This is a genomic window from uncultured Stenotrophomonas sp. (assembly GCF_963519125.1).
In the GTDB taxonomy this organism is placed as follows: Bacteria; Pseudomonadota; Gammaproteobacteria; order Xanthomonadales; family Xanthomonadaceae; genus Stenotrophomonas.
In genome coordinates, this window is the sequence record NZ_CAUQLJ010000005.1 from 158,962 (window position 1) to 171,309 (window position 12,348).

The window sequence follows — 12,348 nt, forward strand, 5'->3', positions numbered from 1 at the left end:
CGCACGCCATGCCGCACAAAAAACAACGGCCCCTTTCGGGGCCGTTGCTGCATCAGGTGCCGATCAGTGGATCGATCAGAACTTCTGCTTGTACTGCACGTAGTAGTAACGGCCCGGCAGGTCGTACTGCGGATCGAACATGTTGTACGACACCGAGTAGGAGACCGGCGGCTGCTTGTCCCACACGTTGTTCAGACCCAGCATGACGGTGCCGTTCCACGGGGTGTTGTAGCGGAACTGGACGTCGTGGTAGGTGGTCGCGCCGATGTGGTTCTTCTGGTTGTCCGGATCCGAGCAGTAACCGCTCAGCGCACCGCCCAGCAGGCAGTCTTCGGTCATGCCGGACTTGTAACGCAGGCCGTAGTTGACACCGAAGTCGCCGAAGGACCAGTCGACGTACAGGTTGGAGCGGATGCGCCAGTACGGATCCTGGTTCAGGTAACGACCCTGACGGCCATCAACGGCGGAGTCTTCGGTCGCCTTGGTTTCCCACTTGCTGAGGTAGGTGCTGTCCCAGGTGATGGCGAACTGACCGAACGAGGTTTCCGGCATGCGGTACGCCAGGCCCAGATCCCAACCTTCCACGTTGTACGAGGACAGGTTCAGCAGCGGCATGTTGACGTTGGTGATCGCGTAATGCTCGTTGGTCGCACCGTAGTTCGGATCACGGAAGATCAGGCCGCAGTACTGCGCCTGTTCCTGCGCGGTGCCGCTGTAGCAGCGCTGCATGATGTCGTCGATCGACGGACGGGTGATCGAGTCTTCGATTTCGATCTGCCACCAGTCAAGCGTGACGTTCAGGCCGGTCACGAAGCTCGGGCTCCACACCAGGCCCAGCGTCTTGCTGGTCGAGGTTTCCGGCTTCAGGTTCGGGTTGGACTTCCAGGTGAACGGTTCGGCGGTCTGGGCGGCACCGGACTGCGGCACGCCGTCATCGTCGCGGGTATTGGGCTGCACGAAGCCAGCCGGAACACCCTGGGCAATACACTGCGCCAGCACTGCACCGGTCGGGCCATTGGCGGCCGCGCACGGGTCAGCGTAGGTTTCGAACGAGTCGCCGTCACCTGCGAACAGGTTGCTGATGCTCGGCGCGCGGAAGCCTTCCGAGTAGTTACCGCGGATCATCAGGTCGTCGATCGGCTTCCAGCGGAACCCGAACTTGTTGTTGGTGGTGTTGCCGAAGTTGCTGTACTTCGAGTAGCGCGTGGCCACGCTGAAGTCCAGCAGCTGGGCGCCCGGCAGGTCAGCCAGGACCGGGATCGACAGTTCCAGGAACACTTCGTCCAGGTCGTAGCCACCCTTGGTCGGGCTGGCGCCGTTACCGGTGCTCAGGCCGGCCGCGATGAAGGCGTCCGGATCGAACTGGCCGCTTTCCTTGCGGTACTCGTAACCGGCTGCGAAGGCCAGGTCACCGGCCGGCAGCGGAACGATCGTGCCGGAGATGTTGGCGTAGTAGCCCTTCGAGACCTGCGAGGACGAGTCATGCGCGGTGAACGAGGTGTAATCCAGTGCCGCCTGCGAGATCGAACCTTCCGGGCCGAGCGGGTTGACCGGGGCGCAGCCCGGGATGATCGTGCCGGTGGCACCGAGGCTGGTGACGCAGACCGGGTTGCCGGTGACCGGGTCGATCCGCGACGGGCCGTAGGCCAGGTCCAGGTTCTGTACGTTGAACAGACCGTAGGTCAGGTCGTTCTGGTCGGTCTTGTCGTAGCGGTAGCCGACGTCCCAGTCGAAGGTACGGTCAGCGAATTCGAAGAAGCCTTCGAAGCCACCGTAGAAGTGCCAGTTCTTGACGTTCTGGTTGAACGAACGGCCGCCGGTTTCATTGAAGCGACGGTTAACGCCGGTCAGGGTCTGGCCGAACGGGTTGTACATGCTGTCGGCGCTGAGGGTCATGCCGGTGACGGGCATGGCGGCCAGCAGCTGCTCGGACTTGCGCTCGTTGTACATCGCTTCCGTACGGAAGGTGACGTTGTCGGTGATGTTGAACGAGCCGGTCGCGAACAGCGAGGTACGCTCGTTCGGGGTCAGCAGGTAGTTGTCCGGCGCGGTGTTGTAACCGTGCAGGTTGGTGTTGAAGCGGGTTTCAACGCCGTTGAGGAGGATGTAGCGGGTGCCGTTGCGCAGGTACGAGCCCGGGATGCCGGTGCCGCTCTGGCCGCTGAAGAACGGCGGGCCACCGGCGGAGATCGCACGATCACCGGCCATGACTTCGCGTTCGTCGACGTAGGAGGCGCCAATGGTCACCGACGCGCGGTCGGTGGTGGTGCCCAGCACGAAGTCGGCGGCTTCACGCTCGCCGTCGCCCGCACTGTACTGGCCCTTGTAGAAGTTGGCTTCGGCGCCGTCGAAGTCACGCTTGGTGACGATGTTGACCACACCGGCGATGGCGTCCGAGCCATAGATGGTGGACGCGCCGTCCTTCAGGACGTCGATGCGCTCGACCATGGCGACCGGGATGGTGTTCAGGTCGACGCTGCCGTCCAGACCGGTGGTCCAGCGGCGGCCGTTGACCAGCACCAGGGTACGCTGGCTGCCGAGGTTGCGCAGGCTGATGCCGGCCGAACCGTCGCCACCGTTGTTGAAGGTGCGGTTCAGTGCGGCGCCGTTGGCGGCAACGCGCTGCAGCACGTCGGCGACCGAGGTCACGCCCTGCTTGTCGATGTCCGCGCGGCTCAGGCTCAGCACCGGCTGCGAGGTTTCGATGTCGGTGCTCTTGATGCGCGAACCGGTGACCGAGATACGGTCCAGGTTGGTCGTATTGGCGGCTTCCTGCGCCTGCGCGGTGGCACTGCCGGCCGCCGCGACGACCAGTGCAACGACCACTGCGTCACGCAGCTTGTTGGACTTAACGTTCATTGCTCTCTCTCTCCAAGGGAATCTTGGGTATTCACTGGGGTGTTTGCCGGGGGCGGTGCCAACAGGAGCACCAAAGACCACAAGGCTGACTCGATAGTAACTGCCACTTCGCAAGAATTAAAGTAGCGTTAATGAAGTCTGTGATCTGTGTGAAATTTGGCAAAGTCCTTGTGGATCAATGTCCTGGAGAGGGCATATGCGACATTCATCTCATTTGTTAATAAAATGTGAGAAAAATAGTTGCAGTTGTTTTGTCACGCTCTGTATCAGGTTGCCGTGTTCAGCGATCCCCGGAACGACAAAGGCGCGCCATGGGCGCGCCTTTTCGGGTCCTGCCTGCGACATGCGCAGGCCTTTACAGGTCCTGTTCGTAGCGGACGTAAGGCACGGTGCCTTCGTCCGTGCTCTCGTTGCGAGGGGCGAACGGATTCTTGCCGCGGGTGATCACGTTCTCCGCACCTACCGTGAGCTGGCCGCTCCACGGGGTACGCCAGGTCAGGCCCAGGCCCAGGCCTTCCCACTTGCCCGGCTGGCCGGGCACATCGACCACGCGGCCGATGATGTTGCCGCTGAAGTTGCCGTAGCCGGCGCCCAGGGTAAGGCTCTTGCTGTCCCAGCGGTCGACCAGCGCGGGCGACATGTCCGACAGCGGCACCAGGCGCGCCTTCGCGTAGGTTCCGCCGATGGAGACGAAGCCCTCGCGGCCGATGTTCTTCTGGCCGAATACGGTGAGGTCGTTCTGCTCGGCGCGCAGCGCCGGCGACTTGTTCGGGCCGGCCAGCCAAGCCGGCAGGGTGTCCTTGCCGGTGCCGGCGGTGATGCCGAGGCGCCCGCCGGGACGGTTGAACGCGGCGGTACCGGTGACCCGGCGGCTCAGGCCGCTGTCGTCATCGTCGCCCAGGCTGGCCAGCATGCAGTGACTGGCCAGGCCGCTGATGCTGGTGCCGCGGCTGCTGTTGCAGAGCAGGCCAAGCGAGTCGCCCGAAGAGAGGCCGAAGGCCGCGTCCAGCGAGCTGCGCCCGAAATGCCAGCGCGCGCCGGCCGCCTGTTCGCCGGTCGGCTCCAGGTAGAGCAGGGCTTCGACCTTGCCGCTGCCCTTGTTCCACACCGGGATCACCGTGCTGTCCTGGCGGGCCTTGGACTGCGCATGCGCGCCCGGGATCGCGGCGAGGGCGATCATCAGGGCCAGCGGTAGACGCAGAAGGGAACGCATGGGAACTCTCAGACAACAGCGATGAGCACAAGTTCCCGCCGAAGCGGGACACTGATCCTAGGGTGTTTATGAATTCTTAACAAGTAGCGGCTTAACAAGTCTTGGTTCTCCCCAGAACAAAACTCGCTCGGCTTTACTGAAGCCGTTCAGGAGCCGGCACGGAAACGGCGGCGTCGTGGAACAGTATGTCGAATTCCGTCAACGGAAAGTGATACTCCCGTCCGCAAAATTCGCAACGGATTTCCACCGCGCCGGTCGGCTCGGCGGCAGCGCGGGCTTCGACCTCGCCCAATGACTGCAGCATGGCCTCGACCCGCTCGCGCGAGCAGGAGCAGGCGAAGCGCAGCGGGCGTTCGCCCAGCAGTTCGGCCTGCTCTTCATGGAACAGACGGAGCAGCAGGGTATCCCCGGCCACGTCCAGCAGTTCCTGCTTGCCCAGGGTTTCGAACAGGGCGCTGGCGCGGGTCCAGCCGTCGCTGTCGCCTTCGTCGCCGGGCAGCTTCTGCAGCAGCAGGCCGGCTGCGCGGGTGCCGTCGCTGGCCAGCAGCAGCCGGGTCGGCAGCTGCTCGGACTGGCGGAAGTAGTCTTCAAACGCCTCGTCCAGGGCGGCCGCGCCCAGTCCGACCAGGCTCTGGTAGCGCTGCGGTTCGCGCGGGTCCAGGCCCGGGTTCTCGATGGTGACGGCCAGCACGGCGTCGTCGCCCAGCGTGGTCAGGTCGCGCGGGGCGTCGCCCTCGTCGGCGAGCTGGACGATCCCGCGCAGGGTGCCGGCGGCCGTGCATTCGGCGAACAGGGCACGCAGGGCGGAGCTGCTGCGCAGCTGGATCGAGAGGCGGCCGTCGACCTTGGTGTGGCCGGTGAACAGCGCCGAGGCGACGCAGGCCTCGCCCAGCAGTTCGGCGGCGGCCGGCGGGTAGCTGCCATGCGACAGGATTTCCTGCCAGCTGGCGTCGAGGTGGACGTGCACGCCGCGCACACCGGCAGCGGGGAGCAGGAATCGGAGCAGGGAATCGGTCTGGGCGGTCATCGGGTCGGTGGCTGCGCTTAAGTAATGGGGGCGTGTTGCCGGATAATGCGCCGACAACCGTGCAAGCAGAGGATGCACCAGTAATGGGGGCAGAGCGCAGCAACCACAAGGCCGAACCGGGCCTGGAACCACCGCGTCGGCGCCGCTGGCGCTGGAAATACCTGTTGTGGCTTCCGGTGCTGTTCGTGGCCGGAAGCGTACTGCAGGTGGCCGTGCTGCGCTTCATCGATCCGCCGCTGTCGACGGTGATGCTGTGGCGCTACGGCGAAGCGCTCGGCCAGCGCGACTGGGGCTTCCGGCTGCACTACCAGTGGCGCGACCTGGACCAGATGGCGCCGAGCCTGCCGATTTCGCTGGTGGCGGCCGAGGACCAGCGTTTTCCGGAGCACAACGGCTTCGACCTGAAGGCGATCGAGAAGGCGCGCGACCACAATGCGCGCGGCGGGCGGCTGCGCGGGGCCAGCACGATCAGCCAGCAGGTGGCCAAGAACCTGTTCCTGTGGCAGGGCCGCAGCTGGGTGCGCAAAGGGCTGGAGGTCTGGTACACCGTGCTGATCGAGGCGATGTGGCCGAAATCGCGGATCCTGGAGATGTACGCCAACATCGCCGAATTCGGCGATGGCATCTACGGCGCGCAGGCGGCCTCGAAGCAGTTCTGGAACAAGGACGCTGCGAAGCTGACCCCGGCGGAGAGCGCGAAGCTGGCGGCGGTACTGCCGGCACCGCGCCGCTACAATGCGGCGCGACCGGGGGCCTACGTGCAGCGCCGGGCGAACTGGATCCAGCGCCAGGCACGGCAGCTGGGCGGCGATGCCTACCTGCAGGAGGATTGAGCGGCCATGAGCAATGAACGCCTCACCCTGGTGATTGCCGCGCACAACGAGGCGATGGCGCTGCCTCTTCTGCATCCGCGGCTGCGCGCGGTGCTGGATGGGCTGGACGGCATCGAAGGCCGCATCGTGTATGTGGACGACGGCAGCACCGATGCGACCTGGCAGGTGATGCAGGCGCTGGCGGCGGCCGACGACAGCGTCGGGCTGCTGCGGCTGTCGCGCAATTTCGGCAAGGAGGCGGCGCTTACCGCAGGATTGGACTTCGTGGAGGGCGGCGCGGCGATGATTCTCGACGCCGACGGCCAGGACCCGCCCGAACTGATTCCGCAGTTCGTGGCCTTGTGGCGGCAGGGCTACGACAATATCTACGGCACGCGGCAGGAACGCGATGGCGAGACCTGGCTCAAGCGTGGGACGTCATCGGCGTTCTATCGCGTGATCGGACGCTTGTCGAAAACGCCGATTCCGGCCGACACCGGCGATTTCCGGCTGCTGTCGCCGCGCGCGTTGCAGGCGCTGGGTCAGCTGCGTGAACGCCACCGGTTCATGAAAGGGCTGTTCGGCTGGGTCGGGTTCCGGCGCAAGGCGCTGCCGTACCACCGCCACGCGCGGATGGTGGGCGACACCAAGTTCGGCTTCTGGAAGCTGTGGAACTTCGCCCTGGAGGGCATCACCAGCTTCTCCACCGCTCCGCTGCGGGCGGCGACCTATCTGGGCCTGCTGACGGCGAGCGCGGCGTTCGTGTTTGGTGCGTGGGTGGTGATGAAGGCAGCGCTGTACGGCGACCGGGTGGCGGGGTATCCGACGATGATGGCGGTGATCCTGTTCCTGGGCGGGGTACAGCTGATCGCGCTGGGGCTGATCGGCGAATACCTGGGCCGGCTGTACGAGGAATCCAAGCAGCGGCCGCTGTACCTGGTTGACACCTGGCATGCACCGTTCGTGGCAGACTCGGCCGTGCATCCCATCGGTGGAGGGCAGCGAGATGACCACGGTACGACAGCTGTTGGAAGGCAAGTCCCCTGAGGTATTCGCGGTAGGTCCGGACTCGGCGGTAATCGACGCGATCCGGCTGATGGCCGAAAAAGGAATCGGTGCGGTCGTGGTGATGGACGGCCGCCAGCTGGTCGGCATCCTGTCCGAGCGCGATTACGCGCGGAAAATCGTCCTGCATGATCGTTCGTCGCGCACGACGAAGGTGAGCGACATCATGACTGCCAAGGTAGTGACGGTCGCGCCGTCGGAGCAGGTTGAGCATTGCCTGCAGCTGGTGACCGATTACCGCATTCGCCACCTGCCGGTGGTGGACAACAACGGTGTGGTCGGCGTGATCTCCATCGGCGATCTCGTGAAGTCGGTAATCGACGAACAAGCTCAGAAGCTGGATCAGTTGCAGCAATACATTGTTGCAGGGTGATCGTTTTACCGCGAACGGCAGCGTTTCAATTGATACGTGCAGGGGCGGCCGCCGGGCAGCCCCGCTCCGAGACACGCCGTGAACCCTTCCATGGGGGCTGCTAGAAAACATCCATGTTTTCTAGCGTCTCTCCGGGGGCTACCCGGCGGCCGCCCCCATACAGGGTCGTGTGCGGTTGGAAACGGCAGACACGCATGGCGTGTCCCTACGCGGGTTCGAGATCGCGCTGGGCTGCTTTGGTAGGGTCGGTTCCCAAACGACCGCCATGAAATCGTCCACGTTCGGTAAGGCATGAAAATGATCGGCATCGCAACGCCGGCCAACGGCCGGCACCCGCGTTTCCCGTGGCCGCCGACGTTCTGTCAAAGGGTCGCCCGGGGTCGGTTTGCGGGGGAATCGGCGCCATGGATGGCGTCCGCTTAGCCTACACGGACGTACTTGCGGCGACCCCGCAAACCGGCACCGGGCGGCCCAAGCGATGGAAACCTTGCACCCACGGCTGTTCGCCTGAATCCAACAGCAGCCGGGCAGAGCCCGGCTCTACCCGCCCAGATTCAACGGCAGCGGGGCAGGGCCCCGCTCTACTTCGCGTAACGCCCACCACAATTCGAGTCTTCGCCCGGGCCGGTTTCAATGGTGGCCAGCAACGCCGCAGGCGGGGCTATGCTGCCCAGCGTCAGCGCGATCGCACCCCGAATGCCGAGTGCCTTGAAGTCTGGACGGAACGACGGATCCTTGAACGTGCCACCGATGCGCAGCGGCGAGCGCAGCGCCAGGATGCTGATGTCCTTCGGCCGCGGGCGCAGCAGAAGGTCGAGTTTTTCCTGCTTGAGGTCGATGGTGCCTTCGCCCAGCACCAGCGTATCGGTGGTGTCGAACGCCAGCTGCTGGGAGGTCATCAGGCCGCGCTGCACGCCGAAGTCGCCCCAGGCGCAACGCAGCGGAATCTGCCTGTCGCCGGTGAACAGGAACTTCAGCGACTCTGCCACGTCCAGTCCGGCCAGCTCCATCAGCAAGTTGCCGATATGCCCACGGCCCATGCCCACCGCCACCTTGCCGTCTGAACTGCCCAGCATCGCCGCGATCGAATTGCCCGTGCCGGCAAGATCGATCTCACCGCTGATCCCGCCCGACGCCTGCTCGGCCAGCTTCGCATCGGGGAACAATCCACCCAGCTGCACCTTGCGAATGCTCGCCTTCAGCTGCGTAGAAATAGTCGGCTTGCGCGCGTCCATCTGGATCGTGCTGCGGATGTCGCCGCCGGCCACCCCGAAATTCAACGGCTCCAGGCGCAGCAGCCCATCGTCCAGCTTCAGGTGCGCGTCCATGTCATCCAGCGGCAGCTTCGGTGCGTTGATCCGCTGCGCCTTCCACTTCACGTCCGCGTCCATCGCGCGCAGCTTGCTCAGGTCGTAAGGCGTATCCGGAAGCACCGTGGGCTTCGCTGCCAGCGCGGCGGCCTCTGCCTTCTGTTCGGCGTTCGCCGATTCGCCTGCGCCGGTTTTCGGCGGCGCGCCCACGAAGCCGGCAAGATCGTCGAAGTCCAGCCGCTTGGATACCAGGTCCGCCTTCAGGAACGGACGTTCACCGCCGACCTCGATCTGCGCCGTGCCGCCCAGGTCGCTGTCACCGGCAACGCCGGTGAAGTTCTCGTAGCGCCACGTATCGTTGTTGCGCTTCAGCCGCCCCTTGAGCCGATACGGCGGCGTCGACGGAATGGCCAGGCCAATCAGCGGATACAGGTCTTCCATGTCCTGGCCGCTCAGGGCGAAATCCAGATCAAACGTGCGCAGCGCGAACGGATTGGTCAGCGTGCCGCTGGCGATCGCACGGGTACCACCCGCGCGCCCGTCCAGATGGATCCGGAACGGATGGTCGCTGTTGGTCAGCTCCAGCGGCGACTCGGTGTTGCCGTCCAGCGTGAACGGATTGCCCTGCCAGCGGCCCTTGCCGTTGACCAGCAGCGGCGGCGCGCTGTCTGCACTGCGCGGCTTGCCGCTGTTGAGCGATACCAGGATGTCGGTCTTTCCCGCAGCATCCAGGAACTTGAGCCGGCCGTCCTCGACCAGCAGGCGCTGCAGCACGGGCGGCTCCCCGTCGCTCGGGCCCAGGAAATCCCAGTTGCCGGGCTGGTCCTTGTCGGGCGCTGTTTCCAGCAGCAGGTCCGGACGGGTCAGACGGATTTCAGGAATACGGATCTGACCACGCAGCAACGGCCACGCGCGAACATCGATCTCGGCGCGGTCGGCACTGGCCATGCGTGGTGTTTTCGACCATTCCGCATTGGCGAAGGTGAGCCCATCGGCGCGCACGGTCAGCGTGCGTCCCAGGTCCACATCCAGATTTCCGCCGATATGGAACTCGCGGCCGGTCTTGGCCTGCACCGCCCGCTCCACCGGTCCCTTGAACCAGTTCCAGTCCCACAACGCGATGAGCAGCAGGATCAGCGCGAACAGGAATACCAGGATGGCCAGCCAGCGTTGCCCACGTTTCCCGGGACGACGAAGGCGCCAGCGCGGGCGGGAAGGGGGCGGCGTAACCTGAGCGGATTCAGTATTCACCCGCGCATCGTTACCCGCCCATCGTGCACACAACGCGAAGCAGACGTAAGCGCCACGTCAGCGTGGCGGTTACAGCACCTGGGCTGTAACCGCTACAAAGTGGCAAACCGAGCCGCCTATTACAAAGAGATGCCAGATCGCGTGCGAATACGGAATCGATTCGCGATGGTAGAAATAGGTGCCCAGCGTGTACGACAGGCCGCCGGCGAACAGCCAGCCCAGCGTCCAGCCGTCGATGGACGACCACATCGGCTTGATCGCCACCACCACCATCCAGCCCATGGCGATGTAGATGATGGTGGACAGCAGCTTGAAACGGCCGGTATAGAACAGCTTGAACACCACGCCGAACAGGGCCAGCGCCCAGATCGCGGTGAACAGGCCCCAGCCCCACGCGCCGCGCAGGCCGATCAGGGTGAACGGGGTATAGGTGCCGGCGATCAGCAGGTAGATCGCACAGTGGTCGAACACCTTCAGCCGGCCCTTGGCAACCGGGTGCTGGATGGCGTGGTAGAGGGTGGAGGCGGTGTAGAGCAGCAGCAGGGCAACGCCGAACACGATGGCGCTGGCCAGCTGCCAGGCGTCGCCGTAGATCGCGGCGAGGGTGATCAGTACTGCGCTGCCAGCCAGTGCGGCAACGGCGCCCAGGCCGTGGGTCAGGGCGCTGGCGATTTCTTCACGTACGGACGCAACAGAGGTCATGGCGGTGATCGTAGCGCGGGGAGGGGGAGCCCGCTCCCCCCTATCATCGCCGCGATGGCGCGCGCGTGCACGCGCCACCGCCGTTGCACCCGGGTCAGCCGACCGAAATGCTGTGCGCCGCCTCGCGCGTGGCGGCGAAGCGCACGTCGGGTGCCCGCTCCTGGGCCAGCTGCAGGTTGACCCGGGTCGGGGCCAGGTACACCAGGTGGCCGGCCGCGTCGATGCTGAGGTTGTTCGCGTTCTTCTCGCGGAACTCCTCCAGCTTCTTCTCGTTGCTGCAGCTCACCCAGCGCGCCGCGGTGACGCTGACCGGCTCGAAGGTGGCTTCCACGCCGTACTCGTCCTTCAGACGGTAGGCGGCCACGTCGAACTGCAGCACGCCGACCGCGCCCAGGATCAGGTCGTTGCTCATCAACGGGCGGAAGAACTGCGTGGCGCCTTCTTCAGACAGCTGGGCCAGGCCCTTCTGCAACTGCTTGAGCTTGAGCGGATCGCGCAGGCGCGCGCGGCGGAACAGTTCCGGCGCGAAGTTCGGAATGCCGGTGAAGCTCACCGCTTCGCCTTCGGTGAAGGTGTCGCCGATGGAGATGGTGCCGTGGTTGTGGATGCCGATCACATCGCCCGGCCAGGCTTCGGCCGCGATCTCGCGGTCGCTGGCCATGAAGGTCAGGGCGTTGGCCAGCTTCATCTCCTTGCCGGTGCGCACATGGAAGGTCTTCATGCCGGCCGCGAAGCGGCCGGAACAGACCCGCATGAACGCCACGCGGTCGCGGTGCTGCGGGTCCATGTTGGCCTGGATCTTGAACACGAAGCCGGTCAGCTTGTTCTCCTCCGGCGCGATCACCCGGCCAGTGGTCTCGCGCGGCTGCGGCGACGGCGCGTGTTCGACGAAGAAGTCCAGCAGCGGCTGCACGCCGAAGTTGTTCACGCCCGAACCGAAGAACACCGGGGTCTGCTTGCCGGCACGGTAGGCCTCGAGGTCGAAGGCATGGCTGGCGCCCTGCACCAGCTCCAGCTCATCGCGCAGGTCGGCCAGCATGCGCTCGCCGATCTTCTCGGCCAGCCCGGGCGAGTCGATCGAGGGGAAGATGGTCGAGTCCTGGCGGGTGAAGTTGCGGCCCTGCTCGTACAGGTGCACTTCACCGGAGATCAGGTGCACCACGCCCTTCAGGCGCTGGCCCATGCCGATCGGCCAGGTCACCGGCGCGCACTGGATGCCGAGCACGCTCTCAACTTCGTCGAGCAGGTCGATCGGCTCCTTGCCCTCGCGGTCGAGCTTGTTGATGAAGGTCATGATCGGGGTATCGCGCAGGCGGCACACTTCCATCAGCTTGATGGTGCGCTCTTCCACGCCCTTGGCCACGTCGATCACCATCAGCGCCGAGTCCACCGCGGTCAGCACGCGGTAGGTGTCCTCGCCGAAGTCGGCGTGGCCGGGGGTGTCGAGCAGGTTGACGATCTTGCCTTCATACGGGAACTGCATCACCGAGGAGGTGACGGAGATGCCGCGCTCCTTTTCCAGCGCCATCCAGTCGGAGGTGGCATGGCGGGCAGCCTTGCGGCCCTTCACCGAACCGGCCATCTGGATCGCGCCTCCGAACAGCAGCAGCTTTTCGGTCAGCGTGGTCTTGCCGGCGTCAGGGTGGGAAATGATGGCGAACGTGCGGCGACGCGACGCTTCGTTGGCGACTTCGGACATGGCAGTGGCGCCCGCCCGGGGCGCTTTTCAAAGAGAT

At 65.1% G+C, this 12,348-nt stretch carries 9 protein-coding genes; 3 read left to right on the forward strand and 6 right to left on the reverse strand.

The window, feature by feature from the left end:
* Nucleotides 1–75: 75 nt before the first annotated feature.
* From RYM47_RS06155 to RYM47_RS06165, 3 genes are all read right to left on the reverse strand, one after another.
* Nucleotides 76–2,859 (reverse strand): TonB-dependent receptor, encoded by a 2,784-nt coding sequence (locus RYM47_RS06155; RefSeq protein WP_315386661.1) that lies wholly within the window; start codon nucleotides 2,857–2,859, stop codon nucleotides 76–78.
* A gap of 355 nt (nucleotides 2,860–3,214) precedes the next feature.
* Nucleotides 3,215–4,039 carry a hypothetical protein gene (locus RYM47_RS06160; RefSeq protein WP_315386704.1) on the reverse strand — a complete coding sequence of 275 codons (825 nt, stop codon included), beginning with the start codon at nucleotides 4,037–4,039 and terminating at the stop codon, nucleotides 3,215–3,217.
* 166 nt (nucleotides 4,040–4,205) lie between these two features.
* Nucleotides 4,206–5,099 carry an Hsp33 family molecular chaperone HslO gene (locus RYM47_RS06165; protein ID WP_315386662.1) on the reverse strand — a complete coding sequence of 298 codons (894 nt, stop codon included), beginning with the start codon at nucleotides 5,097–5,099 and terminating at the stop codon, nucleotides 4,206–4,208.
* Between the two features lie 83 nt (nucleotides 5,100–5,182).
* Here RYM47_RS06165 and mtgA point away from each other — a divergent pair, with 83 nt between their 5' ends.
* Genes mtgA through RYM47_RS06180 form a run of 3 tightly spaced genes read left to right on the forward strand, consistent with a single transcriptional unit; the run spans nucleotide 5,183 to nucleotide 7,349 of the window.
* The gene (gene mtgA / locus RYM47_RS06170; RefSeq protein ID WP_315386663.1) at nucleotides 5,183–5,932 is read left to right on the forward strand and encodes a monofunctional biosynthetic peptidoglycan transglycosylase; all 750 of its coding nucleotides are present in this window, start codon (nucleotides 5,183–5,185) and stop codon (nucleotides 5,930–5,932) included.
* 6 nt (nucleotides 5,933–5,938) lie between these two features.
* Entirely contained in the window at nucleotides 5,939–6,958 is a 1,020-nt protein-coding gene (locus RYM47_RS06175) for a glycosyltransferase family 2 protein (protein ID WP_315386664.1), read from the forward strand.
* Nucleotides 6,918–7,349, forward strand: a complete 432-nt coding sequence (locus RYM47_RS06180; protein WP_315386665.1) for a CBS domain-containing protein — start codon at nucleotides 6,918–6,920, stop codon at nucleotides 7,347–7,349. The genes RYM47_RS06175 and RYM47_RS06180 overlap by 41 nt, the downstream gene beginning before the upstream one ends.
* A 581-nt stretch (nucleotides 7,350–7,930) precedes the next feature.
* On the opposite strand, the gene RYM47_RS06185 is transcribed toward RYM47_RS06180, so the two are convergent.
* The 3 genes from RYM47_RS06185 to RYM47_RS06195 all read right to left on the reverse strand — a co-directional run bounded on the left by RYM47_RS06185 (nucleotide 7,931) and on the right by RYM47_RS06195 (nucleotide 12,311).
* Nucleotides 7,931–9,823: an AsmA family protein gene (locus RYM47_RS06185; RefSeq protein ID WP_315386705.1), complete on the reverse strand. Its 1,893-nt coding sequence runs from the start codon at nucleotides 9,821–9,823 to the stop codon at nucleotides 7,931–7,933.
* Between the two features lie 156 nt (nucleotides 9,824–9,979).
* Complete coding sequence (locus RYM47_RS06190) at nucleotides 9,980–10,612, reverse strand: hemolysin III family protein (RefSeq protein WP_315386666.1); 633 nt, start codon at nucleotides 10,610–10,612, stop codon at nucleotides 9,980–9,982.
* A gap of 94 nt (nucleotides 10,613–10,706) precedes the next feature.
* A complete protein-coding gene (locus RYM47_RS06195; protein WP_315386667.1) occupies nucleotides 10,707–12,311 on the reverse strand; it encodes a peptide chain release factor 3 in 1,605 nt (534 codons plus the stop codon).
* Nucleotides 12,312–12,348 lie beyond the last annotated feature (37 nt).

Coding starts and splice junctions, on each gene's coding strand:
- RYM47_RS06155 (WP_315386661.1), bottom strand. CDS start 2,859: ATGAACGTTAAGTCCAACAAGCTGCGTGACGCAGTGGTCGTTGCACTG.
- RYM47_RS06195 (WP_315386667.1), bottom strand. CDS start 12,311: ATGTCCGAAGTCGCCAACGAAGCGTCGCGTCGCCGCACGTTCGCCATC.
- RYM47_RS06190 (WP_315386666.1), bottom strand. CDS start 10,612: ATGACCTCTGTTGCGTCCGTACGTGAAGAAATCGCCAGCGCCCTGACC.
- mtgA (WP_315386663.1), top strand. CDS start 5,183: ATGGGGGCAGAGCGCAGCAACCACAAGGCCGAACCGGGCCTGGAACCA.
- RYM47_RS06180 (WP_315386665.1), top strand. CDS start 6,918: ATGACCACGGTACGACAGCTGTTGGAAGGCAAGTCCCCTGAGGTATTC.
- RYM47_RS06165 (WP_315386662.1), bottom strand. CDS start 5,099: ATGACCGCCCAGACCGATTCCCTGCTCCGATTCCTGCTCCCCGCTGCC.
- RYM47_RS06160 (WP_315386704.1), bottom strand. CDS start 4,039: ATGATCGCCCTCGCCGCGATCCCGGGCGCGCATGCGCAGTCCAAGGCC.
- RYM47_RS06175 (WP_315386664.1), top strand. CDS start 5,939: ATGAGCAATGAACGCCTCACCCTGGTGATTGCCGCGCACAACGAGGCG.